This window comes from Agarivorans sp. B2Z047 (assembly GCF_023373605.1).
Lineage (GTDB): Bacteria > Pseudomonadota > Gammaproteobacteria > Enterobacterales > Celerinatantimonadaceae > Agarivorans > Agarivorans albus.
Genome location: NZ_CP088080.1, coordinates 543,907 through 569,793, shown reverse-complemented (window position 1 = coordinate 569,793; position 25,887 = coordinate 543,907). Strand labels below are relative to the sequence as shown.

General features: G+C 45.3%; 26 protein-coding genes and 1 pseudogene. 18 read left to right on the top strand and 9 right to left on the bottom strand.

Features of this window, described 5'->3' with window-relative positions; all coding sequences use genetic code 11:
- Positions 1-39 precede the first annotated feature (39 nt).
- The 3 genes from LQZ07_RS02695 to LQZ07_RS02685 are packed head-to-tail and all read right to left on the bottom strand — an operon-like array spanning position 40 to position 1,187.
- Entirely contained in the window at positions 40-459 is a 420-nt protein-coding gene (locus LQZ07_RS02695; protein ID WP_152783137.1) for a DUF6691 family protein, read from the bottom strand.
- The gene (locus LQZ07_RS02690) at positions 452-871 is read right to left on the bottom strand and encodes a YeeE/YedE family protein (protein WP_152783135.1); all 420 of its coding nucleotides are present in this window, start codon (positions 869-871) and stop codon (positions 452-454) included. Before LQZ07_RS02690 ends, LQZ07_RS02695 begins: the two co-directional genes overlap by 8 nt.
- A 19-nt stretch (positions 872-890) precedes the next feature.
- Positions 891-1,187 (bottom strand): metalloregulator ArsR/SmtB family transcription factor, encoded by a 297-nt coding sequence (locus LQZ07_RS02685; protein ID WP_016401955.1) that lies wholly within the window; start codon positions 1,185-1,187, stop codon positions 891-893.
- A 232-nt stretch (positions 1,188-1,419) separates the two neighbouring features.
- Between LQZ07_RS02685 and LQZ07_RS02680 the strand changes: the two genes are divergently transcribed.
- Positions 1,420-3,102, top strand: a complete 1,683-nt coding sequence (locus LQZ07_RS02680; protein WP_152783133.1) for an FAD-dependent oxidoreductase — start codon at positions 1,420-1,422, stop codon at positions 3,100-3,102.
- A 68-nt stretch (positions 3,103-3,170) separates the two neighbouring features.
- Here the strand turns inward: LQZ07_RS02680 and LQZ07_RS02675 are convergent, their stop codons facing one another.
- Positions 3,171-5,495 carry a starch-binding protein gene (locus tag LQZ07_RS02675; protein WP_152783131.1) on the bottom strand — a complete coding sequence of 775 codons (2,325 nt, stop codon included), beginning with the start codon at positions 5,493-5,495 and terminating at the stop codon, positions 3,171-3,173.
- Positions 5,496-5,959: 464 nt separating this feature from the next.
- Between LQZ07_RS02675 and LQZ07_RS02670 the strand changes: the two genes are divergently transcribed.
- Both LQZ07_RS02670 and LQZ07_RS02665 read left to right on the top strand, forming a co-directional pair.
- Entirely contained in the window at positions 5,960-7,216 is a 1,257-nt protein-coding gene (locus tag LQZ07_RS02670) for an alpha-glucosidase (protein ID WP_227981416.1), read from the top strand.
- A gap of 69 nt (positions 7,217-7,285) precedes the next feature.
- Complete coding sequence (locus LQZ07_RS02665; RefSeq protein WP_249483488.1) at positions 7,286-7,594, top strand: alpha-glucosidase C-terminal domain-containing protein; 309 nt, start codon at positions 7,286-7,288, stop codon at positions 7,592-7,594.
- A gap of 89 nt (positions 7,595-7,683) precedes the next feature.
- Here the strand turns inward: LQZ07_RS02665 and LQZ07_RS02660 are convergent, their stop codons facing one another.
- Positions 7,684-7,971 carry a DUF2498 family protein gene (locus tag LQZ07_RS02660; protein ID WP_016401959.1) on the bottom strand — a complete coding sequence of 96 codons (288 nt, stop codon included), beginning with the start codon at positions 7,969-7,971 and terminating at the stop codon, positions 7,684-7,686.
- A gap of 91 nt (positions 7,972-8,062) precedes the next feature.
- Positions 8,063-8,953 (bottom strand): DMT family transporter, encoded by an 891-nt coding sequence (locus tag LQZ07_RS02655; protein ID WP_152783129.1) that lies wholly within the window; start codon positions 8,951-8,953, stop codon positions 8,063-8,065.
- Between the two features lie 384 nt (positions 8,954-9,337).
- Between LQZ07_RS02655 and LQZ07_RS02650 the strand changes: the two genes are divergently transcribed.
- The 5 genes and pseudogenes from LQZ07_RS02650 (at position 9,338) to yegD (ending at position 13,084) form a co-directional block, all read left to right on the top strand.
- Positions 9,338-9,784, top strand: coding sequence for an AraC family transcriptional regulator (locus LQZ07_RS02650; RefSeq protein WP_152783127.1), 447 nt, complete (start codon positions 9,338-9,340; stop codon positions 9,782-9,784).
- Between the two features lie 18 nt (positions 9,785-9,802).
- Positions 9,803-10,213, top strand: a pseudogene (locus LQZ07_RS02645) (GyrI-like domain-containing protein); the annotation flags it as partial.
- A 16-nt stretch (positions 10,214-10,229) separates the two neighbouring features.
- Positions 10,230-11,156, top strand: a complete 927-nt coding sequence (locus LQZ07_RS02640) for a transglutaminase family protein (RefSeq protein ID WP_152783123.1) — start codon at positions 10,230-10,232, stop codon at positions 11,154-11,156.
- A gap of 43 nt (positions 11,157-11,199) precedes the next feature.
- Entirely contained in the window at positions 11,200-11,625 is a 426-nt protein-coding gene (locus tag LQZ07_RS02635) for a hypothetical protein (RefSeq protein ID WP_152783121.1), read from the top strand.
- A gap of 91 nt (positions 11,626-11,716) precedes the next feature.
- Entirely contained in the window at positions 11,717-13,084 is a 1,368-nt protein-coding gene (yegD, locus tag LQZ07_RS02630; RefSeq protein ID WP_152783119.1) for a molecular chaperone, read from the top strand.
- Positions 13,085-13,088: 4 nt separating this feature from the next.
- Here the strand turns inward: yegD and LQZ07_RS02625 are convergent, their stop codons facing one another.
- The gene (locus LQZ07_RS02625; protein ID WP_152783117.1) at positions 13,089-14,345 is read right to left on the bottom strand and encodes a sensor domain-containing diguanylate cyclase; all 1,257 of its coding nucleotides are present in this window, start codon (positions 14,343-14,345) and stop codon (positions 13,089-13,091) included.
- Between the two features lie 137 nt (positions 14,346-14,482).
- Here LQZ07_RS02625 and LQZ07_RS02620 point away from each other — a divergent pair, with 137 nt between their 5' ends.
- Positions 14,483-15,121, top strand: coding sequence for a hypothetical protein (locus LQZ07_RS02620; protein WP_152783115.1), 639 nt, complete (start codon positions 14,483-14,485; stop codon positions 15,119-15,121).
- A 57-nt stretch (positions 15,122-15,178) separates the two neighbouring features.
- Here LQZ07_RS02620 and LQZ07_RS02615 read toward each other — a convergent pair whose 3' ends face one another.
- Entirely contained in the window at positions 15,179-17,005 is a 1,827-nt protein-coding gene (locus tag LQZ07_RS02615; RefSeq protein ID WP_016401967.1) for an ABC transporter ATP-binding protein, read from the bottom strand.
- A 233-nt stretch (positions 17,006-17,238) separates the two neighbouring features.
- Between LQZ07_RS02615 and LQZ07_RS02610 the strand changes: the two genes are divergently transcribed.
- Together LQZ07_RS02610 and LQZ07_RS02605 are read left to right on the top strand one after the other, a co-directional pair.
- Positions 17,239-18,132, top strand: a complete 894-nt coding sequence (locus LQZ07_RS02610) for a LysR family transcriptional regulator (protein ID WP_152783113.1) — start codon at positions 17,239-17,241, stop codon at positions 18,130-18,132.
- Positions 18,133-18,234: 102 nt separating this feature from the next.
- The gene (locus tag LQZ07_RS02605) at positions 18,235-19,002 is read left to right on the top strand and encodes a hypothetical protein (protein ID WP_152783111.1); all 768 of its coding nucleotides are present in this window, start codon (positions 18,235-18,237) and stop codon (positions 19,000-19,002) included.
- Position 19,003: 1 nt separating this feature from the next.
- Here LQZ07_RS02605 and LQZ07_RS02600 read toward each other — a convergent pair whose 3' ends face one another.
- Positions 19,004-19,897 carry a LysR family transcriptional regulator gene (locus LQZ07_RS02600; protein WP_152783096.1) on the bottom strand — a complete coding sequence of 298 codons (894 nt, stop codon included), beginning with the start codon at positions 19,895-19,897 and terminating at the stop codon, positions 19,004-19,006.
- A gap of 153 nt (positions 19,898-20,050) precedes the next feature.
- On the opposite strand from LQZ07_RS02600, the gene maoP reads away from it, so the two are divergent.
- The 7 genes from maoP (at position 20,051) to LQZ07_RS02565 (ending at position 25,843) form a co-directional block, all read left to right on the top strand.
- Positions 20,051-20,407 (top strand): DUF413 domain-containing protein, encoded by a 357-nt coding sequence (gene maoP / locus LQZ07_RS02595; RefSeq protein WP_152783094.1) that lies wholly within the window; start codon positions 20,051-20,053, stop codon positions 20,405-20,407.
- 36 nt (positions 20,408-20,443) lie between these two features.
- Positions 20,444-21,349 carry a 30S ribosomal protein S6--L-glutamate ligase gene (gene rimK / locus LQZ07_RS02590; protein ID WP_152783092.1) on the top strand — a complete coding sequence of 302 codons (906 nt, stop codon included), beginning with the start codon at positions 20,444-20,446 and terminating at the stop codon, positions 21,347-21,349.
- Positions 21,350-21,380: 31 nt separating this feature from the next.
- On the top strand, positions 21,381-22,403 hold the full coding sequence (locus LQZ07_RS02585; RefSeq protein ID WP_152783090.1) for a succinylglutamate desuccinylase/aspartoacylase family protein: 1,023 nt from the start codon (positions 21,381-21,383) through the stop codon (positions 22,401-22,403).
- A gap of 13 nt (positions 22,404-22,416) precedes the next feature.
- Entirely contained in the window at positions 22,417-22,971 is a 555-nt protein-coding gene (locus LQZ07_RS02580) for a mechanosensitive ion channel domain-containing protein (protein ID WP_152783088.1), read from the top strand.
- Entirely contained in the window at positions 22,964-23,389 is a 426-nt protein-coding gene (locus LQZ07_RS02575; RefSeq protein ID WP_249483484.1) for a RimK/LysX family protein, read from the top strand. Before LQZ07_RS02580 ends, LQZ07_RS02575 begins: the two co-directional genes overlap by 8 nt.
- A gap of 69 nt (positions 23,390-23,458) precedes the next feature.
- Positions 23,459-24,829 (top strand): magnesium transporter, encoded by a 1,371-nt coding sequence (locus LQZ07_RS02570; protein ID WP_152783086.1) that lies wholly within the window; start codon positions 23,459-23,461, stop codon positions 24,827-24,829.
- 42 nt (positions 24,830-24,871) lie between these two features.
- The gene (locus tag LQZ07_RS02565) at positions 24,872-25,843 is read left to right on the top strand and encodes a magnesium transporter CorA family protein (protein ID WP_152783084.1); all 972 of its coding nucleotides are present in this window, start codon (positions 24,872-24,874) and stop codon (positions 25,841-25,843) included.
- The last annotated feature ends 44 nt before the right edge of the window (positions 25,844-25,887 follow it).

The window sequence follows — 25,887 nt, the reverse complement described above, 5'->3', positions numbered from 1 at the left end:
AAAAGGGAGCGGCAAGCTCCCCTTTTAGTTGCGTTTCGTTTAAGCGCGAGAGAATAGGCGTTTGCTTAAGTAATGCCCCAATAACATGCTCAACAAAAACCAATAAATAGCGGCTTCTCCGCGCAGCAAACTGGCCACCGCAGGCCCAGGGCAAATGCCTACCATTCCCCAACCTATGCCAAAGATAATCGAGCCAATGATCAGTTTAGGACTAATCGTCTTAAGCGTAGAGCATTGAATAGGCTCGCCATTTACCGCATGGCTTCTTGGTTTAATCAGCAAATGATAAAAAGGTACAAATACCAATAAGGCACCACCTATAACAAACGCCAAGCTAGCATCCCAATTACCACTTACATCTAAGAAGTTAAGCACTTTATAGGGGTTAACCATTTGCGACACATTCATGCCCAAACCAAATAATAAACCGGTGATTAAGCCAACCACTACTTTAAACATAAGCACCTCCTGCTAACCAAACCACAGCCGCAGCACTAAGCATAAATACCATCGTGGCAACGATAGAGCGCAGCGAAAAACGGCCAATGCCGCAAATGCCGTGACCACTGGTACAGCCATTTGCTAGCTGGGTACCTACGCCAACCGCAAAACCACCAGCCAGCAGCCAAGTTAATGAATAGTTGGGTAAAGCGGCTTCGCTTAAACCCAGTAAGGGGTTAAACAATAAACTCGCGGCCATCGCAGCAATAAACGCTACTCGCCATGGCCATTCACTCTTTGATGCACCAAAAATCCCGCCTAATATGCCGCTAATACCACCTGTGCGGCCACTAAGTAGCATTAGTAACGATACCGACAGGCCTAACAACATTCCGCCAACTAAGGCGCTCCCAGGGCTAAATTCGGTCATTAATCTCTCCACTATTTAATCAATTACAAAATTGCTGCTGCAAACTAGCTAACAAGCTTTTCACTCTAGTGTCAGCCAAGGAATAAAACACCGTTTGCGCCTGTTTACGCACTGCTACCAAGCCTTGTTCTCGCAGCACTTTTAAGTGCTGAGAAAAAGCAGATTGACTCTTGTTACTGTGAGCCAATAGCTCCCCTACACTCATTTCCCCATCGCACAATAAACACAAAACAACTAAACGATCTGGATGAGCAATGGTTTTGAGATAGTCGCTAACCACACTAGCTTGCTCATGCAACACTTCATGACTTTGCATACACACCTCCTCGATAGGCTGAATTATACGAGCACCACTAAATTAGTCAAATCTAATTTAAATAAAACTTAATTAGATAATTGCAATTTAGATTTATCTAATATAGATTAATAGCCAATGACTAATGAGCAAATCTGTCACTAACGATCCACATCAATAGTTGAGTGACAGAACTTGATTAAGCTTTTGCTCATTCTCTAACAGAAAAGAGTTTTTAATACTGGAGACAAACATGACAAAGATTTTGATCATAGGCGGAGTAGCAGGCGGTGCCTCGGCTGCAGCACGTGCAAGACGTTTAAGTGAAGACGCAGAAATCATTATGTTTGAAAGAGGTCCCTACATCTCTTTTGCTAACTGCGGTTTGCCCTACCATATTGGCGGCGACATTGAGCAACGTGATGCTTTGTTACTGCAAACTCCAGAGAGTTTTAAAGCACGATTTAATGTAGATGTGCGAGTAATGAACGAAGTGGTAAGCATTAACCGCCAAGACAAAACCCTCACTATTCGCAATTTAAGTACTCAAGAAAACTACCAAGAAAGTTACGACAAATTGGTATTAAGCCCAGGTGCGTCACCCATCGTTCCGCCAATTCCTGGTATTCAAAACTCACGCACGTTCTCGCTGCGTAACATACCTGATATGGACAAAATCATTGCTAGCATTGAGCATAACCAGCCAAAACATGCCACGGTAGTTGGCGGTGGATTCATTGGTATCGAAATGGCCGAAGCCCTTATTCAACGTGGCATTAACACCAGCTTGGTTGAGTTATCACAACAAGTGATGGCGCCAGTAGACAGCGAAATGGCCGCGCCTCTTCACCAAGAGATGCAACACCATGGAGTAGATTTACGCCTTGGCGTAGCGTTAGAAGCCGTGTTTCCTAGCCAACAACAAGCCGCCGATGAGCTAGCCAGTGTTGACGAACAGGGTTTAGAACTGCGTTTGAGCAATGGCGACCTATTAGAAACAGAATTACTGATTATGGCCATTGGTGTAAAACCAGAAACCAGCTTAGCCCGCCAAGCTAACTTAAACATCGGCAAACTAGGTGGAATACAGGTAAACAGCCAACTGCAGACCTCTGATCCCGATATCTACGCAGTGGGCGATGCCATTGAAGATCCAGAATTTGTTACTGGTGATGCGGCACTTATTCCTTTAGCAGGCCCAGCTAACCGCCAAGGCCGCATGGTGGCTAACAACATTTTTGGCGCAGGCGAGCATTATAAACGAAGCCAAGGTACCGCCATTTGCAAAATCTTTGATTTAGCTGTGGCTTCTACAGGCCTTAATGAGAAAACCTTGCAGCGCAAAGGCTTGGATTATGAAAAAGTGTATGTACACGCAGCCAGTCATGCGGGCTACTACCCTGGCGCGCATCCCATCAATTTAAAGCTACTATTCAATCCAACTAGTGGTGCAATTTTGGGCGCACAAGCAGTAGGTAAAGATGGCGTAGATAAACGCATAGACGTAATCGCTGTGGCCCAGCGCGCCGGTCTAACAGTATTTGACTTGCAAGATTTAGAGCTCACTTATGCTCCTCCGTTTGGCAGTGCCAAAGATGTCGTCAATCAAGCTGGTTTTGTCGCAGCCAACAGCATTCAAGGTGATACTCGCCTTTGCCACAGCGACGAAATCAACCAACCGAGCGCAGACCAGCTAGTGCTTGATGTACGAAATCCTGGAGAGTTAGAAAAGCTAGGAGCAATTCCTGGTGCGGTTAATATTCCAGTAGATCAACTTAGAGAGCGTATTAACGAGCTGCCTAAAGATAAAGAAATTTTGGTGTATTGCATGGTAGGGTTGCGCGGCAACGTTGCTTATCGCCAATTGGTTAATCACGGTTTTAAAGCTAAGAATCTTACTGGTGGCTATAAAACCTGGTTAGCCGCCAAGGCATAAAGCCGAGTCAGCAGGTACAAAAAAGCCCGGTGTAAACCGGGCAAAAAGCTGAGACGCATAAAAACAATTTACTGCGCGTTTACCGTAATATCTTTGGTAGCGCTATTGAAGTTGATGCGATAAGTAGTGTTGTCAGACACTTGGTAATCCGCATTTGGATACGCTTCTGTCCAGTTACCACTATCTATCTTAAAGCGCGCTGGTGCTTCTTCACCATTAAAGCTTTGAACGGTGTAGTACAAGCCACTAGCACTGTCGTAATCAAGTTGAGTTGTTCCCCAAGCATTTGGCGTACCGCGGAAGTACCACACTTCATCGCCGCCATTGTCAGGGTTTCCACCAACACAGTTAGTTGCAGCAACCCAGCTACCTTGGGCATAACACAATACATCGCCCGTAGTATTTAGGTCTGCCGTTTGATTAGCACCACTATCATTAAAGATAATGTTTAAGCTGCTTAGCTTAGTGCCAAAGTCGTGGCAGTAGTAGCCACCTTTTTGCACCATTGCCACACCTGGCCATTGCGCATTGGCAACCGAGGTTTCAGCTGAAACCGACCAGTAGTAAAGTGTTGGATTGCTAAAGCCAGCTTGGTTGTCGTAGCAAACTTCTGTGCCACCAACTGGGTCTGGATTCGAGCCGCTAATTTCAAAGCCACAAGCCTCTAAACTGCTCCAGCTACCGTCTTTATAACAACCGGCACCCGCTGCAGTTAAGTCAGCCGTTTTATTAGCACCGTTGTTGCTGAAGATAGCATTGATGCTGGTAAGTGTGACTCCTAGATCATGACAATAGAAATCGCCGTTCTTCTGCATGGCGACACCAGGCCAAGTTGCATTGGCAAGGCTGCCAGCAGGCTGTGCTCCCCAGTAGTACAGAGTAGGTAGGTTTTCTGATGTACAAATAGAGCTAGCCGCTACTGGCGTAGCTGGTTCTGGGTCAGTTCCACAGTTAGAAGTACATGGGCAATCTGCACCACTACAAACATCACCAATTTTTGCACCAACATGAATTGCTGCAGCTTGGTCACCGCCCACAGTAAAGTTAGCTTGACCACCACTCACCGTAATCACTGATTGTCCACTTGAATCAGCAGCAGCGTTACATTGACCAGTGCTCTCATCAAAGTTAGCTTCGATAATGTTACAGTACTGCCCGTCTGGCATGCCTGTATCAAAGCTTTGATTAATTGAGCTGCCGTAACGTTTGTTGATAACAACAAAACCTAAGCCGCCACGCCCGAAGGCAATTTGGTCGTTACCACCCTGCCACCAATTGGTAATACTCCACTCGCCAGCAGTATGATTACGGAAGCCCACCATGTTAGCAATGCCGCGCCACTTGTGCTCACACACCCAGTTGCCACCGTCAAAACCACAGGCATTACCAGTATGTACGCCGCTGCTAGGTGGACCTGCATCAAAGTCACCGTTGAAGTAGTAACCAGACATGATTTTTGGGTAACCATAAGGGTAGGCTAGCGCAAAAACGTTCGCTAAGAAGTAGCCGTCACCTTGAACACCATGCCAGATTGGGCCACCTGGATTATGACGCTCTTCATCGTGATTGGTCACAAAGGTCACCGCATCGGCGCTAGATAGCTCCATTTGGTTGCCTAAATCACGTAACCACGCAATATTGCTATCACGAAAAGCAGGACCTAATTTACGGGCAAATTCAAACTCAGTAACATCACCAATGTAAGTATATTCGGTTGGACGAACCGGTTCACCGTTTGCGCCAATCACTTCTTGGAAGATGTAAGGGTTACCGTTTAACTTGCCCTTAATCGCAGCAATATCACCTGCCGGAATGTGCTTGGCTGCATCAATACGGAAACCTGCTACACCCATGCTTATCGCATCATTCATGTAGTCTGCGATTTTTTGGCGAACATACTCTGAGCCAGTTTTAAGGTCATTTAGCCCCACCAAATCACAGTTTTGTACCTGCCAGCGATTTCCGTAATCGATATCACTGGTACAAGAGTTAAAGTCATTTGGTCCGTAAGGTACTTCAGGGAAGTTTCTATCGTAGGCTGCCATGTGGTTAATTACGGCATCTACGTAGATATCTACCCCAACGTTTTTACAACGCTGTACCATATCTTGGAATTGACCACGGCTACCACTGCGTCCTTCAAAGGAATAGCTAACCGGTTGGTAGCGGCTCCACCACGCGCCAGCGTTGTGAGATTTAGTTGGAGGTGAGACTTGCACGGCGGCAAATCCTTTAGGTCCTAGAAAGGTTTCACACTCTTGTGCAATGTCTTCCCATTTCCATTCGAAGAGGTGTACAAAGGCGGTTCTTGGTGCCGCCGTGACGCTGGACGCATAGCCCAACGCCGCACCAGCTAGCAGAGCGCTAGTGGCGAGTTTGCTGAATTTTCTCATTGTTACTTTCCCATGTAATCTTAGAGCGTCTCTTTAAGACTCAACTCATCACCACTCTTTGGTGTTTTGCGATGAGGGGCAGACTAACCACTGGAAAGAACCACAAGTAAAACACAACCTTAACTATCCATAGTTAATTTACCGCCTTTCTAATCTACGCTTAATATTTGAACGATGAAGACAAGCGCTCACTTATTGAGCACTAGCTCACAAAGATCTTTGTTTTTGGTTAATGATGTTTGACAGTGATCAAAATTCGAACAAATACCCTAATATTTAAGCCGATAAACTCCAAACACAAATTATTTAACTGCAAACTTTAAGTTCCAGTTTCTGCTAAAACAGCCCTGAAAGGCCTATAAACAGTAGGGTTTGTAAAATTTCATGACAGTAATTACTAACTACTCTAAGCACCAAAGAGCTATTACAATGACCTTAATTCATAGCAGTAAAAGAATTTAATCATGAACCAACAATGGTGGCATTCGGCAGTTGTTTATCAGGTTTACCCACGCAGTTTTTGTGATAGTAGCGGTGATGGCAACGGCGATTTAAAAGGTATTATTAGCAAGCTAGATTATCTGGAAAAGCTGGGCATTGATCTTATTTGGCTATCGCCTGTTTATCTCTCTCCAATGAAAGACAATGGTTACGACATTGCCGACTATCAGGCCATAGATCCGCGCTTTGGTAACATGAACGACATGCGCCAGTTAATCCATCAAGCTAAACAGCGTAACATCGGCATAATGATGGACTTGGTACTTAACCATACCTCCGACCAACATCATTGGTTTAAGCAAGCAAAACAAAGCCGAGATAACCCCTACCGCGATTATTATATTTGGCGAGACCAAACTAATCAGATCCGCTCTATTTTTAGTGGCCCAGCCTGGCAATATGATCCCGTCACTAGCCAGTATTACTTCCACCTGTTTGCCGATGCTCAGCCCGATCTCAACTGGGAAAATCCAGCCGTAGCAAAAGAAATTCATCAAATGATTTCTTGGTGGGTAGAGCAAGGCGTGGCAGGCTTCCGTTTAGATGTGATTGATTTAATTGGCAAACAAATTGACCAAGGTATTACCGAGAATGGTCCGCGTTTACACCCGCTGTTGCAGCAAATGCATCAAGCTTGTTTCAAAGGTAAAAAGCTGGTGACCGTGGGCGAAACTTGGGGAGCCACCCCCGAGATAGCCAAGTTGTATTCCGATCCGCGTCGTGAAGAGCTGTCGATGGTATTTCAGTTCGAACACGCCGCCTTAGACTGGCACCCAGAACATGGAAAGTGGCAAGTACAAGATTTTGATTTAGTTGCCTTAAAAAAGGTGCTTAGCAAATGGCAAACCGCCTTTGATGGCGATGGCTGGAACGCCCTATTCTGGAACAATCACGACTTACCACGCATTGTTAGCCGCTGGGGTAATGATGGCGAATACCGCGAAGCCAGCGCCAAATTGTTTGCAACGCTGCTGCATGGAATGCAAGGCACACCGTACATCTACCAGGGCGAAGAAATCGCCATGACCAACGTACAATTTGCCGAGCTAAGTGATTACGATGACATAGAAATTAAAAACAGTTACCAAGAAAAAGTGGTAGAGCAGCAAAGCTTAAGTCATCAGCAATTTATGCAAGGTGTGTATCAAAGCGCCCGTGATAATGCCCGAACTCCCATGCAGTGGGATAACTCTGACAACGCTGGCTTTAGTTGTGGGTAGCCGTGGCTCAAGCTTAATCCCAACTATCAGCAAATAAATGTTGCTAATGCGCTTGCCAATCAACACTCGGTGTTTTATCACTACCAACGCTTAATCGCACTGCGAAAATCCAGCAAATTTGGCGATACCTTGGTCTATGGCAGTTACCAATTATTAATGGAAGAGCACCCTCATATATTCGCTTATATTCGCCAATATAAGGAGCAAAGGTTGCTAATTGTTGCCAATGTCAGCCAACAAACTCAAACCTTGAGTTTAGATTATAAGCTTGCAGAAGTGGTGCTGGATAACCTTCAGCCAGAGGATGAATCAGAAGTAGATTTAGCTCAGCTTAACTTAGCGCCCTACCAAGCCATTATCTATTTGCTAGCGGATTAATTAGCGATACAAAAAACCAGCTAAGCGATTGCCTTAACAATACTTAGCGCCTTACTAGGCGGTAATCTATGCGCTAAGTAGCTACAAGCTTATTCGCTAAGGGTGTATTGCTCGGATAGGCGATGACACAGCCATTTGTACAAGTTAAAAGCTTTTGGGCTATTACTTGTAGGTAATAAGTCATCGTCTAAAAAGGCTTCACCCTTAAAGGTAAGCACATCACGCTGTTGTGATACTTCGCGAACTTCTATTCCAGGAATATAGTCTTCGTGCTCGCGCAGTAGCTGATTGGCCAGATCAATCAAATCTTGTTGGCTTATTGCTTGTTTAGTCATCACACCATGAGTAATTGGGTAAATATGAATTTTAGCATACACAGATGTAGCCACTTACCCTAGCGTCAAGATCAAAACTTGTGGCGCTTTTCTCAGCTTAAAAAACTGAGATAAAACGCAATAAGCCAAGCAACTAAGTTGCCTTTTTCTTACCACGCCATTGCTGTATCAATAAGCCACTAATAATTAACACTAAACCCAAGTATGTTGCAGGTTCTATCACTTCGTTCAAAAAATAGCTGATAAAAAACAGCGACAAAAACGGGGAAATAAAAATAAGGTTACTAATACGCGCGGTGTTGTTAGTAAATTTTAATGCTAATACCCAGCATACAAAGGCAATGCCCATTTCAAACAAACCTACATAAGCCGCGCCTAACCAAGCTTTAGCATTAAAGCTGGGTAAGCCATCACTCCACCAACAATAGGCTAGTACCATTGGCAGACTAAAACAGAAGGCCACCAGCAAACTCGCTACCGGGTCGCCAGAGTTACGGGTATTGATAATCCAATAGCCTGCCCACAACAAGGTGCTAAACAGTGCCAGCAGAACGCCTAGCACACTGTCAAACTGCATGCTTAGCAAGTCACCTCGCGTCGCAATCACCAGAACCCCAAAGTAGCCTAAGGCCATGGCAAGCAGATCTTGCTTACGCAATTGTTGCTTTAAAAAGGGGACTGCCAGCAAAGCCAAGGTAATTGCCCAGGTATAATTAAGTGACTGAGCTTGCTGGGCCGGCAATAAGTCATAGGCTTTGAACAGTACTAAATAATAAAGGAAAGGATTTATAGCACCTACCAGCAAAAAGAAGCCGGGCCGCTGCTTAGCATAGCTTAACGCTAAGGGCAGTTTGCGTTGCCATAACAACACACCACTTAACAACAAAATTGAAGTGACTGAAGCCAGCAATACCAATTGAATGGGGCTTAACCACTGCAGTGCTAATTTAAAAGCAGTGGCCACCGTAGACCACATTAACACTGCACTTATGCCAAAAGCATAGGCTTTAGTTTGTGTATTCATTATTACTTTACTATTTCCGACCAAGGGGCTCAGTGTATTCGGCATAACTGGCTAGAACAAGCCTTTAAAGTTTGAACGTCTGTGACTAGGGTCTGTTGATCTTTGCTGATGGTTTCTGCAGCAACTTATTAGCCATTTAGGCAAGGCAGTGAGTGTGCAGTTAAGTGGGCTTAATAATCACTCGCTAACGCTGAATAAATGGCTAATAAATGCTGCCCGAAGGGTTCGGATAAGCGAACAAAATTTCAACACCAAAGATCAACAGACCCTAGTAAGGCATCTATAAGTGCTTGAAGAATTAAGCTTAAGCAATGCGCAAGAATGGAAAAGAAAATAACTCACAAACTGGCTAAACTGATTTGAAGTCAAGTAATTGAGTCCAATATGGCAAGCCAACAACAGCGAATTAATACGGTCAAAAGACAAGTAGAGCAAACTCTTGATAGCCAGCTGGATATTGATCAGCTGGCTGCTCTAGCCTGTGTTTCACGCTTTCACTTTTGTCGGCTATTTCATGCCTATGTCGGTGAAAGCATTTATGCTTATCGCAAGCGTTTGTTGCTAGAGCGTTCGTTAAATCACCTTAGGTTTAGTCAACAAAGCTTAGTCGATATCGCCAATCAAAGCGGCTATCAAAACCAAGCGTCCTTTAACAAAGCGTTTAAACAACAGTTTGAGCAAACGCCACTTCAAGTAAGAAATCAGGGCTGGCTTCCGCCTTCTCCAGAACAATCTAACAAGCTTAACCCTCAAGCTGTCAGCCAAGTTGAGGTAATAGATCTCGCGCCACAAGCGGCATTATGTTCACCAGAACGAGGTCCTTATGCCTAAGCTGCCCCCAAAGCTTGGCGCCAGCTATTTAGCGCTTGCAATAAAGTGGGGTTAGATACTCAGCAAAGCACTATGATTGGTGTCTCCTACGATGATCCTAAAGTTACCCATCCGGAGCAAGTGCGTTTTGATGCGTGCCTAAGTTTGCCAATGGAGCAAACAAACCACGCCCGCTTGCCCTGCACTTCGCAACTTGCCGAACTGGGCATTCAACAACTAACTTTGCCTGGCGGTAAATTCGCTAAGTTGCGCCACCACGGAGGTTACGCAAGCATACCCAACAGCTATCAAGTGCTGCTGCGCGACTGGCTGCCGCAGTCAAGCTATCAGCTTCGAGACGCCAATTGCTTAGAGATCTACCACAATAAAACAGCCGATAGCATCCCTGAGCAATCCCTAATAACAGACCTTCTATTGCCCATTAACTAGCCAAAGGCAAGCACCCATGAGCCCTTCAATTAATTACGCCAATTTTAGTGAGTTTAGTGACCCCAAAAACTATTTGCCGCAACTGCCAGATTGCCAAGCGGATATCGCCGAATTAGTTAAGTGCGTGCAAAACAACTTGGTTCATCCCTATTGGTTACAACACTACCAACTCGACCCGGATTTCACCCAGCGCCTAGATGAAATGCAAACTCGCAGCGTGCAGCAAAAGCTAAAGCGCTTAAGCAATAACGAAGGGCCGCTACTTGCGGACAAACCAGCTAACCAAAGAATGCTTGGAAATTGCCGAGATTTTGCCTTGCTGCTCTGCACATTATTACGTGCTCAAGGCATTGCAGCGCGCTTGCGCTGTGGTTTTGCCACCTACCTCGGCATGCACCCTTACGAAGACCATTGGATATGTGAATATTGGCACAAGCAGCAACAACGTTGGATAAAAGTAGACGCCCAGCTTGATGCTAAGCAACAAGCGCTATTAAACATTACGTTTGATCCACTAGACCTGCCAGATAAGCAATTTATTTACGCTGGATCTGCCTGGCAACTATGCCGACGAGAACCAGAGCGCGCCCAGCAGTTTGGCATTTTGGGCATCACTGGCTGGCCCTTACTGCAAGGCAACTTACTGCGCGACATATTTGCCCTAAGTAAAATCGAGTTACTTGCCTGGGACAGCGGCTGGGGACTCAACAAACACTATTTTGAATACAGCCAAGCTAAGCAAGAATTACGGCTATTAGATAAACTGGCAGAGATAAGCGCTAAGTCCCTAGCCGAGCAAGCCTTAGCACAATCGAAAGGCCAAGAGCTGGCTTTTCCCGCTAACTGGCAATGGCAGCTTGCTCCCAGCATTGCAGACTTGTTGCAACAACACAACAGCGCTGTGGAGACCGACTACACTCTCATTGACAAACAACACTATTAAGCTATATTTCGCGCTATTAATAGAATACAAAGTAACTGCAATAATGCTCCACCACCGCAAAGCTCTTGGGCTAGTGCTGTTATTTAGCCTTAACGCTTGTAACTGCAATAAGCCACTTACGGGCGAAGACTATACCCTGTATAGCCGCTATACCCTAGATAACCAAAGCAACTACAATCTCACCTTCAGCAGTGAGCTAAGCTCGCAAATAGAGGCGGTAGACAAGCAGTTGCTCCAAGGCCAAATCGTCTCGGGTGAACGCAAACAAATACTGGCTTTCTTTGACCTTAGCCAGGCCACTAATCCCCCTTCAAGTAGTTTTGAACAGCTACAGCTATATGCTGATTCTGGCCACGGTGAACAGCTGGTTTATCAAAAAATCGATGACGAGCACTGGCAATTGCAGCGCAGCGACAGCAATCAAGAAAACTACGTGCTAACTATTATTGACGCCGATTTAAACTGGTAAATTCGCTAAAACTGGAGCCCTGAAACGCTATACTCGGGACAGTAATTTTGCTACTCTGCGCGACCTTTTTTGCAGGTATAAGGCCTTGGTTATGAGTCATTCAATTGCGGGTTTCGATTTTGGAACGTCCAACTGTGCGGTTGGTGTAATGCAAGGTAAACAAGCGCAATTAGTCAGGCTTCCCGAGCACGGCAATTATATGCCCTCTACCTTATTTGCCCCCCAATCAGAGATGATTTGTGCATGGTTATATCAGCAATTAGACACTCAAGGTAAGGCCCAGGCTTATCAGCAAGCACGTGGTAACCAGCTAAGTGCCAGTTTACGCGCCTTAAAAGAACTCAAACTTGACGGCTACGACGAGCACCTAAGCTTTGGCCAACAAGCGCTAAAAGAATATCTCGTCGATCCCGCCGATTGTTATTACGTGCGCTCTCCCAAGTCATTTTTGGGTGCTAGCGGTATTCGCGAGCGTCAACAGCAACAGTTTGAAGATATTACCGCCGCCATGATGTGGCACATAAGCCAGCAAGTGAAACAAAGTGGTCAAGCCGAACTGGCTAAAGTGGTAATCGGTCGCCCAGTTAACTTCCAAGGTTTAAACAGCGAAGTAAGCAACCAACAAGCCATCACTATACTTAGCAATGCAGCCCGTTTTGTTGGCTTTAAGCAGGTAGAGTTTTTGTATGAGCCGATGGCAGCTGGTTTAAGCTATCAACAGCAATTACAGCAAGAACAACGTGTATTAGTGATAGATATTGGCGGTGGTACCAGCGATGTATCGATGCTAATTATGGGGCCAAACTACCTTGCCGAGCGAGATCATCAAGACTTAGTGCTAGGTTACAACGGCGAGCGCATTGGCGGTAATGACTTCGACATAGCCTTAAATTTTGAAACCCTAATGCCCAGCCTAGGCGCCAAGCTTAACTTGGCCAGTGGCCAGCCAATGCCAATTAAGCCTTTTTGGGATGCAGCTGCAATTAATGACTTCCCCGCGCAAACCCGTTTCTATGAAAAAGATACCCGCTTGTTATTGCAACGCTTACTGAAAGAGCCGCAACTAAGCCCACTTAAAGGTTTACTGCGCCTAAGCACAGAGCGACAAACCTACCAGCTAAGTGCCTGTGCAGAGCAAGCAAAAATTGCCTTAAGCGAAGCGAATACGACCACTGTGGATTTGTCTTACTTACTGGAGCAACTAGAAGTAAACGTCACTCAAGAGGCTTACCAGCAGGCAGCTGAACGACTGCTTAACAGTATTGCTGCACTTAGTGACGATGTTATCGCGCAAGCAGGTTGCCAACCCGAGGCGATATTCTTAACTGGCGGCAGCGCTAATTCACCCATGGTTAAAAACTTTTTAGCCAAACGCTATCAAGCACCTTTAATTAGCGGGGATAACTTTGGTAGCGTAACCAGCGGCTTAACCTTGTGGGCCGACCATATCTTTGAATAAGTACCTATAGCTCATAAACTTGCGGCGCTAATTCCACCCGGTTTTTGCCGCGCTCTTTGGCAATATATAAAGCGCTGTCGGCACGAGCAACCAGCGCTTCTGGGCTAGAATCATAGCTAGTTAACATCGCTAAACCCAAACTCACGGTGGTGCTAAATTTATGCTCATCCTTTATCACTTCAAGCTCGGCTAAATGCTCTCGGACTCGATTGGCTATTAGTAGTGCCTGCTCTTGCACTGTATTTGGCAACAATAACAAAAACTCCTCTCCGCCCCAACGACATAAATAATCACCGTTTCGCAGCACCTTTAAGCTTTCTATGGCAAATAACCGCAAGGCTTCATCACCGGCAGAATGACCAAATCGATCGTTAATTTGTTTAAAGTTATCAATGTCTAACAAGATACAACATAAGGGCTGTAACGAGCGTTTGCTAATAGCAAACTCCTCGGTAAGGGTCTCACTCATGGAGCGCCGATTCATTAATCCAGTGAGGGGGTCATGATTTGCCTGAAACTCTAAACGTCGCTGATCATGATGTTGCTGCGTCACATCCATCATCACTGACTGCACAGCAGGTTTGCCATTCCACTTCACCACCGCTTCACTAATGTGCAACCAAGCGGATGTGCCATCACGGCGAACATTTTCAGTGACAACACTATTGCTATCCACCTCACCTTGAATCAAGCGTTCATGTAACTGAATAGCTTGTTGTTGGTTTTCTTCGGGGATAATAGACAATAGGCTGTCCAACTTAAGCACTGCTTCTGGACTGTCATAACCCAGAATATTGGCCATCGCTTGGTTGCAATAAAGCGGTTCAAAAAAACGGTGTACCATAATCCCCTGCAAAGAAGACTCTGTTAATAAACGATAACGTTGCTCACTTTGCTGTAGCTTTTTCTCCGCGGCAATTTGTGGTGAAAAATCCACTAGAGTAATTTGCAAAGCAGGTTTGCCCTGCCACTCGGTGAGGTGATCAATAGTTAACACCGAGAATTGCTCACCGTCTCGATTATAGTTTTCGTAGACCCTTACTTTTGGCCGCACTTGGCCACTCATTACTGCCTCGTAAGCGCTAATCGCTTCGTCGCGATCATCTTCAGCAATCAGTTCCAGTAAAGAAGGCAAGGCCATAATATCTTCAGCGCTATCGTAACCGAACATTTGAGCATAGCGTTCGTCAGCGAACAGCGGTACAAAGTCCCGGTGGATCACTATTCCGTAATAAGCACTAATGTCAGAAACTTTGCCCATACTTAACCATACTTTACTTAAGGTAATTTAAGCGTAGTCAGGCACAAGGATGAACTCAACTACCGGTGACTAACTACCACTTAGTTAATAGTACTGTTACATTGCTACTAGCTTTGCGATAAACCTGAGGAAAACCAATGAGAACCCTGTTAACAGCCTGCTTGTTAATACTCGGCCTAAGTAATCTCTCCCTGGCCGTTGCCAATGAGTCTTCAGCCATGCTTGAATCAGATTCTCCGCAACTTAATATGCAATTACAGGTAGAAGTGATAGGGATTGATAAAGCTGCGGCTCAGGCATCACAAGCTTTGCGAGACATCGCCGATAGCGTTAATCAACTTGCTAGCAATCCAGAACTTAGCCCAGAGCAGCAACAGCACTTTCAACAAACCCTTAACTCGGTAGAGCAGCTAAGCCAACAGCTAGATATCAGCTTAAAGCAACTGCCCGATACCGTCGCGCAAAGCACCAAACCCATTGTGAACTTAGCCGATAAGTTATCCAGTGAAGTGCAGTTTTGGGTAATGATCATCTTAATCAGTTTGGTGATAATCATTATTGTCGCTTTGTTAGCTATTTACTTTAGTGTGTTAGCGCCAACTAGCCGCGCAGTGCTTAGCGCCACCGGACAACTTAACCAGCTGGCCTCTAGCTTAAAAACAACGGCAGAATTAGTCGAGAAAACCGCCGCTCAAAATCAACATTTGCTAGAGCACTTAAAGCCAGCGCCACAGCGATTTAGTCAGCGCCAGCGGGCTAAAGCTGCCACTAAATAACTCTGTACAACAAAAAAGCCAGCATCTCTGCTGGCTTTTCAAAACTAGCAATCAGGCTTAGTCACCCAAGAAACCACCAGTTTGATGTGCCCAAAGCTGACTGTAAATACCGTCACCTTTGATTAACTCGGCATGGCTGCCTTGCTCTACAATCTCGCCTTTATCTAGCACAATTAAACGGTCCATGGCGGCAATCGTTGATAAGCGGTGAGCAATTGCGATCACCGTTTTACCTTCCATCAACTGATTCAAACTGGTTTGAATTGCCGCTTCTACTTCAGAATCTAGCGCCGAAGTCGCTTCGTCTAAGACTAAAATAGGCGCATCTTTTAGCAGTACCCGGGTAATCGCAATTCGCTGGCGCTGACCGCCCGAAAGCTTAACCCCGCGCTCGCCTACATGGGCGTCGTAACCAGTACGACCGTCTTGATCGCTAAGGCTTAAAATAAACTCATGGGCTTTAGCTTGCTTGGCAGCCTCAATCATTTGCTCTTCGCTTGCGTCGGGACGCCCATACAAAATATTGTCGCGCACCGAGCGATGCAGCAAGGACGTATCTTGCGTCACCATACCAATTTGCGCCCGCAGGCTATCTTGGGTCACTTGGCTAATATCTTGATCGTCGATCAAAATAGCGCCGCCTTCCACATCATGAAAACGCAGCAATAAATTAACCAAGGTGGTTTTACCGGCACCCGAACGCCCTACTAGGCCAATCTTTTCACCCGCTTTAATTTGCAAGTTAAGCTTATCAATCACGCCACTTTGCTCACCGTAGTGAAAGCGAATATCGCGATAATGAATGCGGCTTTCGGTCACTTTAATTGGCTTGGCATCCTTTTTATCGGTAATAGTTTGCTTGGTGGTTAAGGTAGTCATGCCATCAGCCACGGTACCAATGTTTTCAAACAAAGAACCTATTTCCCACATAATCCACTGCGCCATACCATTAAGGCGCAATACTAAAGCAATCGCTACCGCAATAGCGCCTACCGACACATCACCCAAGGTCCACAAGTAAATAGACAAAGCGGCAATACCAAAAGTAAGCAGGTAATTAGACAGTTGCACCGAAAAGTTAAGGCCGGTCACTAAACGCATTTGTTTGTGCACGGTAACCAAAAAAGCGTCCATCCCTTCTTGGGCATAATCGGCTTCTCGTTGGCTATGCGAAAACAGCTTTACTGTAGCGATGTTGGTGTAGCTATCAACAATTCGACCACTCATTAATGAGCGGGCATTAGCCTGTTCAGTTGAAATGCGTTTTAACTTAGGCACAAAGTACAACTGCACCCCAATATAAGCACAAAGCCATAGCAACATCGGCCATATGAGTCGAATATCGGCTTGTGCCACCAGCACCACCATGGCGGCAAAATAAACCAAGATGTACACCATCAGGTCGAGCAGCTTCATCACTGTTTCGCGCACAGCTAATGAAGTTTGCATAACTTTAGTGGCTACTCGTCCAGCAAAGTCATTAGCAAAAAATGACACGCTCTGGCGCAGCAAATAACGGTGAGCCGACCAGCGAATCGCCATTGGAAAATTGCCCAATAAGGCTTGGTGAATCAATAGAGAATCCAGCAAGATCAGCAGCGGCATTACCACCAACAAGGTGAGCCCCATCATCCATAAGGTTGCTGCCTCTTCGCTGAAAAAGGTAGCGGGATCTTTAGTGCCCAGCCAATCAACCAATTGCCCCATAAAACCAAACAAAGCAACTTCACAAATAGCAATTAAGGCCGATACCACCGACATAAATAACAAAGGCTTCCCCATACCAGCACAATAGTGACGACAAAATTGATATAAACCTTTAGGTGGTTGTTTAGGCTCTTGTTTTGGAAATGGAACGGTGAGCCCTTCAAAAAAACTAAACATCTAGACATTCCTTGTAATAAATCTTGGTGTTACAACGAATTAACTCGCATTTGTACTGTAGCGTACTTTGTCAAATATGCGCAGCCTTACTGACCAATAAACGACAAATCGTTACGCACCAAGGCTTACACCAAATATTTATTTCCTGAAGGCATGCACAAAGCTAATAAAAACCTAAGCACTCACCGCACTGTTGCATATAATGGAACAACCAGCAGGGTAAGGAGGCAGCGATGAATTTAGAAGACATGGAGTTGTTTGTTAACTTGGCAAAACAAGGCAGTTTTACCAAGGCGGCAGACTTTACCAACATCCCCAAATCAACCATTAGTCGACGTATCACCAATCTAGAAAAACACCTTGGGGTAAAGCTGTTAGCCCGCACAACCCGCAGCTTAAGTTTGACCGAAGTGGGAATTAATTATCTGAAAGGCTGTGAAGAATTGCTAAACCAAGCTAAACAGCTAGAACAAAACACCCAGCAACAAAACCAGCACCCCAGCGGCACCTTAAGCATCTTCATACCCAATACTCTGTTACGCATTTTTTGGCCGGTAGTGATTGAGATGATCAACCAATACCCAGAGCTTAAGTTTGAAGCATACAGCAGTGAAGGGCGCCAAGAAGAGCAAACCTCAACCCGCTACGACATTATGTTTCATGTGGATGAACCTAAAGACTCTTCATTGATTGCGAGGCGAATAGCCACCATAAAATATGACTACTACGCCAGCCCCACTTACATTGCCAAGAATGGGCTACTTCAAGTACCCAGTGATGTAGATAAACACCGCATTATTTTTAACTCGGTGTCACAAGCCCCGACTCATTCTTGGCGATTTGAACATAACAACGAACTAGTTTCTCAGCCTGTCTCGCCATTTTTTAGCGTTCAAAACCCCGACCTAGGTTTAGATTTATGCTTGCAAGATAAGGGGATCGCACTAGTGCCGGATATTCTATCAAAAGAGTTAATTAAACAAGGGCGCTTAGTTAAAGCCTATGCTCAGCCGCAACAACTTAGTGGTTACATTTACGCTATTTATCATTCGCGACAATTTCTTCCCGCCAAAGTCGCAGTGTTTATCGACAAAGTGCAGGCCTTTTGGCAAAACAACCTTAATTAGTCCATTTGGTGAAACAATGGATTTCACCTTGGTGGATTTTTAAGCCACTTAAGCTTACCTACAATGGGCTCAACTTAACCAGTCCATTGCAGGAAACACTCAATGAAAATTAAAGCTTCCCTTTACGCACTTATCTTCGCTGGCCTTATTTCAAGTTCAGCTCATGCCGCTACGGTACAGTTAAAAGATGGTCGCTCCATCCAAGGTGCCATTGTGTCGCAAAATGCCGACGAGCTGGTTTTAGACATGCATGGTATTGAAGTAAAGCTACCAACCGAACAAGTGCAAAATATTAGTTTTGGTGATACCCCGGAAGATGGCACCACCATTAGTAGCTTTACTGAAACCAACCAAACTAGCGCAGCGGCAAATACCGAGGCTAACCAAGAGCCTGTAACCGTGCCTGCAGGTACCATGCTTACGGTACGTATGAGCGAGGGCGTAAATACTCGCCAGCATGAAACCGGCCAGCGATTTACGGCGGTGTTAGAAGCCGACCTAATGGCCGGAGATGCCTTAGTAGCACCACGAGGTAGTGCCGTTTATGGCCAATTAAGTGAAGTTAAAAAAGCAGGTCGTTTGGCAGGTTCTGCCAGTATGAGCATTACCCTTACCAATATTCGCATCAACGACCAAATGCACGACATTCAAACCGATGTATTAAGTTCTAGTGGCAGTAATACCGCAGGAGATACTGTGGGAAAAACCGCACGAGCGGCAGCTATTGGTGGTTTAATTAACGGCAGCGATGGCGCTAGAAATGGTGCTAAAGTAGGTGTAGGTGCTTCGGTCATAACTCAAGGCAATGACATCGAGCTGCCTAAAGACAGCTTAATCGACTTCACCTTAACCGCCCCTATGCAGAGTTAAGTTACTCGGCAGGAGGAGTATCTCCGGCTTGTTGCAATACAAACGGACTGGTGGGCTCACTGTTATCCAACAGTGAGCCCACCTGCTTGATTTGCTCAAGCGCAGCAGAGTCTTTGCGATAACTTAGATACACAGGCCGTAGCCAAGGCTCGGCGTCTTCAACCAAACATAACTGCTGGCTATCGATAAACGGAGCTACCATCGACTCAGGCAAGTAACAAGCACCACCTTTTTCTAGAATAAAATCTAGAGCGATACGGCCAGTAGAAGTACGCAAGAAAGGCGGAGCAGTATTACTATGGCGCAGCGCATGTTCTGAGGCAAAGCGACTGCCCCAATCTACATACACATAGCCCTTTTCTAGCGCTTGCTGCTGCAACTGCGGTGTGGTGGACACCAATAACAATGATAGTTGGGCCACTTGGCTGCTTGCCAGTTCATCAGATTTTAGGGCGTCAAAACCCACCCCAATATCTAAAGTGCGCTCTAATAATGCGCGGTGCATTTGCTCACGCCCCATGGTTTCTGCGCTAAACGCATAACCGGTAAACACCTCGGTAACCACACTTAAGCCATGTTGCAAAAAGGCATCCCAGCTATTCGGCGTCCCCGCTAAAGCAAGTTGAATTGCATGAGCTTTGCTAAGTAATAACTCTGCCTTAGATTGCTCTAAGGTTCGCACCATATTTTCCGCGTAAGTAATTAAACGCTCACCGGAGCTGGTGAGTTTGATGGCATTGCGGTCTCGAATAAAAAGCTGGGTATCGAAATAGCTTTCTAACTGCTTAATTCGGGCGCTCACTGCCGCTTGGGTAATATACAAATTCTCTGAAGCCCGCCCAAAATGCTTTTCTTTGGCCACTTCCAAGAACGTTCGGAATACTTTTACATCCATTTACTTACGCCTCCCCAGCTAAGCTGAGGTTAACAAACAAATTTTGTTGTTACGACAAAAACAATTCGTTTTCTTGTTTCGCCAATAATCACTACCTTGCAGCCAACTTATCCCGCTGCTTAAACAGCCTTAATTCTCAGTTGGAGTGACCTCATGATTATCGATTTTCGCTTTGGCAACAAACGTTTTTATGACGACAAACGCTTTAAACATGGCTTTCGTAAATCAGGCGATTTTACTTTGCTTGAAGCGGAGTTACTAAGCTTATACGGCGAAACCATGCGCGCCATAGATGCCGGAGAATTACTGCCAGAAGGCAACCAAGAACAGCGCTTTTTGTTGGTATGTAGCCAGCAGTTAGAGCCAGAAAGCAAGCTTGAGAAGATCTGGATGAAGTACAAAAAGCTGGCACAAACTCGTCGACGTTTTCACACCTTACACAGTCGTTGTAAATCAACTACTGACAACTTTGAAAATGAAGATGAAACATTTATCACTGAAGATGATTAGCAAACAGGCTGAACTTTTAACCATTAGGACTGAACAATGCGTATAGCAATTTTATCTCGAGGCGAAAACCTCTACTCCACCCGCCGCTTAAAAGAAGCCGGTGAAGCTCGTGGGCACCAAGTAGACATTATCGATACCTTGCACTGCTATATGGACATAACCAGTAGCAAACCAACGGTACGATATAACGGTGAAGTACTGCCCAAGTATGATGCGGTAATCCCGCGAATTGGCTCATCAATTACCTTTTATGGCACCGCGGTAGTACGTCAATTTGAAATGATGGGCACCTTTTGTGTTAACGAGTCGGTGGCGATTAGCCGCTCGCGCGACAAATTGCGTTCGCTACAGTTATTGTCACGTAAGGGCATTGGCTTGCCGCGCACTGGTTTTGCCAGCAAACCTGACAAAATTCAGGATCTAATCAAAAACGTGGGCGGTGCTCCGCTAGTGATTAAACTGCTAGAAGGCACCCAAGGTATCGGCGTAGTGTTAGCCGAAACCAACAAGGCAGCCGAAAGCGTGATCGAAGCGTTTATGGGTTTAAAAGCCAATATCTTGGTTCAGGAGTTTATTAAAGAAGCTGGCGGTGCCGACATTCGTTGTTTAGTGGTTGGCGGCAAGGTAGTCGCAGCAATGAAACGCCAAGCTGCAGAAGGCGAGTTTCGCTCAAACTTACACCGAGGCGGCGCAGCTCAGCTAGTGCGTTTAACTAAAGAAGAGCGCGCCACAGCGGTAAATGCTGCTAAAGCTATGGGCTTAAACTTATGTGGTGTAGACATTTTGCAGTCAAACAACGGGCCAGTGGTGATGGAAGTAAACTCCTCTCCTGGCTTAGAAGGCATAGAAACCGCCACCGGCAAAGATGTTGCCGGTATGGTATTTGAATTTATCGAAAAAAACGCCAAACCTTTCGCCACTAAAACCCGTGGAAAAGGCTAAAAGCCAAGCGTCAAACAATGAGGCAAAAAACATGATTATCGCTGGAAAAGAAATAAAACCGGGAGAGCAAAAACATATCGAAATCCCCGTGGCCAAGTTATATACCGACACTAATATTTCGATTCCAGTGCTAATTACCCGCGCCAAACGACCAGGCCCAACGGTATTTGTAAGCGCCGCAGTGCATGGCGATGAGCTAAATGGCATTGAGATAATTCGCCGTTTAACCCGCTCGCCAAGCTTTAAAATCACCAAAGGCTGCTTAATTGCTGTGCCAATGGTGAATATTTATGGGGTGCTTAATCAAAGCCGTTATATGCCAGACAGGCGCGACTTAAATCGCTGCTTTCCTGGCTCAGAAAAGGGCTCGTTGGCCGGGCGTTTGGCGCATATTTTCTTAACTGAAATTGTCGCTCATTGTGACTATGGGATAGATCTACACACCGGTGCGATTCATCGCTCTAACTTGCCGCAAATTAGAGCCAACCTAAAAGACCCCGAAACCAAGTTATTGGCCGAGGCCTTTGGCGTGCCGGTATTACTTAATGCCGATTTACGTGATGGCTCGTTACGCGAAGCGGCAGTAGATAACAACACCAAGATCCTGCTTTACGAAGCTGGAGAAGCACTGCGTTTTGATGAATTATCGATTCAAAGCGGCGTGAAAGGCATATTAAAAGTACTGTCGCATTTAGGCATGGTTAAAAAACGCCGTAGCACTAAAAAAACCTCACCGTACATAGCCTATAACAGTGCGTGGTTGCGCGCATCTGCCAGCGGCATAGTGAGTGAAACGACCCAACTAGGCGATTTGGTTGAAGCCAATGATATTTTGGCCGAAATAAATAGCCCTTTTGGTGAGCTAATCAGTAAAGTGAAAGCAAAGCGCTCGGGCATTGTGATCGGCAAGCAAAATATCCCCTTAGTACAAGAGGGCGATGCGATGTATCACCTTGCGTATTTTGGGGCAGAACAAGATGAAGTTGCCGAACAGATCGAGAACTGGCAAGAGTCCATAAACCCTGTTATCAACGCTGTTCAACATCCTCAATAGGAGAAGCTAAACAATGAGTATTAATACCTTTTTACTAATCGTTGTAGCATTTGCGATTTTTTATGTCGCGCAAAGCAAAGTAAATACTTTGGTGCTTAACTACGGAGCAGCACGCAATATTGCTAAAACACGGATCCACTATGTTAGTTGGGTGCTGCGCAGTGCTCTAGTATTAATACTGGCACTAGTGGTTAGCCTGGTTAGCGATCTAGGTTTTAATGATTTTGGGGTATTTTTATCCTCGGTATTTGCCGTTATTGGCGTAGCCTTATTTGCTCAGTGGTCGATTTTAAGCAATGTAACCGCCAGCATTATTGTGTTTTTCTTTTTCCCTTACCGGGTTGGTAACCAAGTTAAGATCCTAGATGGCGATAATTCGGTTGAAGGGCGCTTAGAAGAAATCACCTTGTTCCACGTTATTTTGCTGGCCGAAAATGGCTCTAAGCTCACCTTTCCAAATGCTATGGTCTTTCAAAAAGCCGTGGTCATTGGTGAGCACCAACCTACTCGCGCTGTAGATTCCAAACCAAAAGCGCAAGGTTACGAAGAGGAAGTTAGCGGTGAATAAACTGGTAATTGGCAACTTAGAAACTTGTAATTTGCCAGACTTAGGCATTAATGATTTACCGGTTAGAGTTGATACTGGCGCAAAAACCTCGGCTTTACATGTAGATAATCTGGAGCAAATTAAAGTTAACGGCAAACCGCACATTAGCTTTGATTTGCACCCAGACATCTATAACCTGGAACAAGTTTGCCGTTGTAGTGCACCTATTTACGACACCAGGAAAATCAAGTCATCTAATGGTGACGTGGAGCAACGTTACGTTATACAAACGCGTTTTCAGCTGGGCGAACATATTTGGCCCATTGAGATAACCTTAAGTAACCGCCAAGACATGACCTACTTAATGTTGTTAGGTCGACAAGGCATGAGCGATAAAGTGTTGGTAGACCCTGCTCAAAGCTTTCTGGTAAACAGTTAACATTAACTAACCAGCGCCAAAATAAGGAATACCAGCACTTAATAAGCCGTAAACACAAGGACTTAGCCAATGACCAGCGAAAACCTAGCAAGCTCCAACCAACAAACCTTTGATGGTCATCATGATGCGGCGCTTCGCCGCGTTTTGGACGTTCTTGAACAAGAGCTGCCCGCTGCCGAGCTTAGCTTTATAAGCCAATACGACAATGCGGTATTGGCTAATTTGCTTGAGTCTTTACCCGATAACTATCGTCAACATATCTGGCCTCAGCTAGCGACAGAGCGCTACTGGGACATATTGCATCTCATGCAATATGAAACCGTTAAACACTTCTTCGAGCTATTTAATCAATCACAGCTAAACGCGCTACAGCAAACCATAAGCGATACCGAAATTGTTGAATTTGCCGATTTTCTGCCCGAGTCGATGGTGGAGATCTATCTTGAGCAACAAGACGAGCTTAGCGCGGCACAGCTGCAAGATGCACTAAGTTACGATGATGAGCAAATTGGCCGTTATGTTGATACTCACATTCTACGTGCACGCCCCAACTCAACGGTAGCCAGAATTAAGCAGCGTTTGAGCGCTCAAACCGACAAACATGTGGCAGTATATTTGGTGGATGCCCAAGGGCAGTTTCAGGGTGCTTGCAGCATGACCGACATCGCCAACTCTGCTGACACTACTAAACTTACTGAGCTTAGCCAGAACATTGAGGTATTTGACCACCAGCAAATGCTAGCCGATGTATCCTTATCACTGAACATGGTGCCAGGCCATGCTTGGAATCCAGTACAAAAAGACGGAAAAATTGTCGGGGCTATTGCCTTATCCAACATAGTGCAATGGCTACAAGAGCGCAGTTTAGATGTTGCGATTATCGATACACCATCTGATGAAGAAGATCTGTTTACCCCAGTGCCTACCGCCGCCAAAATGCGCGCGATTTGGCTAACCACCAATTTAGCTACGGCGTTTTTAGCCTCATGGGTAATTGGCTTATTTGAAGGAGCACTCCAGCAGCTAGTGGCACTGGCGATATTAATGCCGGTGGTGGCCAGCATGGGTGGTATTGCAGGTAGTCAAACCTTGGCGGTAGCCTTGCGCGGCATAGCGCTGAATCACTTACAACAAAGTAACCTAAAGCTTCTACTTAACAAAGAGTTAAAAATTGCCGCGTTCAACGGCTTAGTCTTGGGTCTGGTTATCGCCTTAGTGGTTAGCCTATGGTTTAAATCTGCCGCTTTAGGTGCAGTTATCTTTGTGGCCATTGTGCTCAATAGCCTGGCCGCAGCAGCGTCTGCCACAATGATTCCATTTATACTTAAAAAAATGAAAATTGACCCAGCCGTTGCCGGTTCGGTAATTTTAACCACCGTGACCGACATCGTAGGTTTTGTGGCTTTTCTTGGCCTAGCCTCACTATTATTAATGGGCTAAACCTCCCACAAAAAATGCAACTAAATAGCTAAAAGGCACACAATGATTAGAACTTGGTTAAGCCATAAAGGCGATGAGCCGATACAGGGCGACGAGCAGCAAATTGGTCCATGGTTAGAACAAGAAGCAGGCACTATCTGGATTGATATTGACTTGCGCAGCTTTAGCCATGCCAAAGCCGAGCAATTACTTAAGCGCTTTGCGTGCCACCCCTTGGCAATAATCGATACCTTTCGTCCCCGCCACCCACCTAAAATAGAGCTGTTTGACGAACAAATATTCATGCTTTATCGAGGCATTCAGCACTGTATTGGTGATTTAAAATTTGAGCATATGCAGCTGGCCATGTTTGTAGGTAAAAACTACCTTATTACTCTGCACGATGGTCAGTCGCAGGGCATAGAAAACCTGTTACAACAGCCCTTTCATAAATACTTACAGCACCCATTAAGTTTAGCCAGCCGAATAATGCACAGTGCCTCAACCTTGTATTTAAACCAATTGCTAGAATTTGAAGACCAACTAAGTGAATTAGAAGAGCAATTAAGTAGTCATGGGGATGACCAATTACTCAGCACAATTACTCGCTATAAAACCGACATTCTTCGACTCAACCGAATTTTTAGTTACCATCTCAGCCTAAGTAAAAAGCTACTGCATCTCGAGCAAGAACAAAGTGTAAACAACATAGCGATAGACCAACCGGTGTTGCAAGACTTACACGAGCGCTTCGAACGATTGCATAGCCTTAGCAGCATGTATTACGACATTTGCGGTGATTTAGTGGATGGTTACTTATCGATAAGTTCGCACAAACTTAACAACACCATGCGAGTATTAACCTTAATTACCGCCATCTTTGTTCCTTTAAGTTTTTTAGCCGGCATTTACGGAATGAATTTTGAAGTGATACCCGAACTTCATCACCCAAATGGCTACTTCATTTTGCTTGGCACAATGCTGCTAATTGCAGTATCACTAATTGCCATATTTAAATGGAAGCGCTGGTTTTAGGCTGCCGTAAGCCGTAGTGCTACCATCTATTTATGTGCATCCAA

Excerpts from the sequence above, each read along its gene's own strand:
- LQZ07_RS02610 (WP_152783113.1), top strand. The coding sequence starts at position 17,239 with ATGAATTTAGAAGACATGGAGTTGTTTGTTAACTTGGCAAAACAAGGC.
- LQZ07_RS02650 (WP_152783127.1), top strand. The coding sequence starts at position 9,338 with ATGGCAAGCCAACAACAGCGAATTAATACGGTCAAAAGACAAGTAGAG.
- LQZ07_RS02615 (WP_016401967.1), bottom strand. The coding sequence starts at position 17,005 with ATGTTTAGTTTTTTTGAAGGGCTCACCGTTCCATTTCCAAAACAAGAG.
- yegD (WP_152783119.1), top strand. The coding sequence starts at position 11,717 with ATGAGTCATTCAATTGCGGGTTTCGATTTTGGAACGTCCAACTGTGCG.
- LQZ07_RS02635 (WP_152783121.1), top strand. The coding sequence starts at position 11,200 with ATGCTCCACCACCGCAAAGCTCTTGGGCTAGTGCTGTTATTTAGCCTT.
- LQZ07_RS02605 (WP_152783111.1), top strand. The coding sequence starts at position 18,235 with ATGAAAATTAAAGCTTCCCTTTACGCACTTATCTTCGCTGGCCTTATT.
- LQZ07_RS02565 (WP_152783084.1), top strand. The coding sequence starts at position 24,872 with ATGATTAGAACTTGGTTAAGCCATAAAGGCGATGAGCCGATACAGGGC.
- LQZ07_RS02625 (WP_152783117.1), bottom strand. The coding sequence starts at position 14,345 with ATGGGCAAAGTTTCTGACATTAGTGCTTATTACGGAATAGTGATCCAC.
- LQZ07_RS02585 (WP_152783090.1), top strand. The coding sequence starts at position 21,381 with ATGATTATCGCTGGAAAAGAAATAAAACCGGGAGAGCAAAAACATATC.
- LQZ07_RS02580 (WP_152783088.1), top strand. The coding sequence starts at position 22,417 with ATGAGTATTAATACCTTTTTACTAATCGTTGTAGCATTTGCGATTTTT.
- LQZ07_RS02600 (WP_152783096.1), bottom strand. The coding sequence starts at position 19,897 with ATGGATGTAAAAGTATTCCGAACGTTCTTGGAAGTGGCCAAAGAAAAG.
- LQZ07_RS02640 (WP_152783123.1), top strand. The coding sequence starts at position 10,230 with ATGAGCCCTTCAATTAATTACGCCAATTTTAGTGAGTTTAGTGACCCC.
- LQZ07_RS02670 (WP_227981416.1), top strand. The coding sequence starts at position 5,960 with ATGAACCAACAATGGTGGCATTCGGCAGTTGTTTATCAGGTTTACCCA.
- rimK (WP_152783092.1), top strand. The coding sequence starts at position 20,444 with ATGCGTATAGCAATTTTATCTCGAGGCGAAAACCTCTACTCCACCCGC.
- LQZ07_RS02655 (WP_152783129.1), bottom strand. The coding sequence starts at position 8,953 with ATGAATACACAAACTAAAGCCTATGCTTTTGGCATAAGTGCAGTGTTA.
- LQZ07_RS02690 (WP_152783135.1), bottom strand. The coding sequence starts at position 871 with ATGACCGAATTTAGCCCTGGGAGCGCCTTAGTTGGCGGAATGTTGTTA.
- LQZ07_RS02685 (WP_016401955.1), bottom strand. The coding sequence starts at position 1,187 with ATGCAAAGTCATGAAGTGTTGCATGAGCAAGCTAGTGTGGTTAGCGAC.
- LQZ07_RS02680 (WP_152783133.1), top strand. The coding sequence starts at position 1,420 with ATGACAAAGATTTTGATCATAGGCGGAGTAGCAGGCGGTGCCTCGGCT.
- LQZ07_RS02695 (WP_152783137.1), bottom strand. The coding sequence starts at position 459 with ATGTTTAAAGTAGTGGTTGGCTTAATCACCGGTTTATTATTTGGTTTG.
- LQZ07_RS02570 (WP_152783086.1), top strand. The coding sequence starts at position 23,459 with ATGACCAGCGAAAACCTAGCAAGCTCCAACCAACAAACCTTTGATGGT.
- LQZ07_RS02620 (WP_152783115.1), top strand. The coding sequence starts at position 14,483 with ATGAGAACCCTGTTAACAGCCTGCTTGTTAATACTCGGCCTAAGTAAT.
- LQZ07_RS02675 (WP_152783131.1), bottom strand. The coding sequence starts at position 5,495 with ATGAGAAAATTCAGCAAACTCGCCACTAGCGCTCTGCTAGCTGGTGCG.
- maoP (WP_152783094.1), top strand. The coding sequence starts at position 20,051 with ATGATTATCGATTTTCGCTTTGGCAACAAACGTTTTTATGACGACAAA.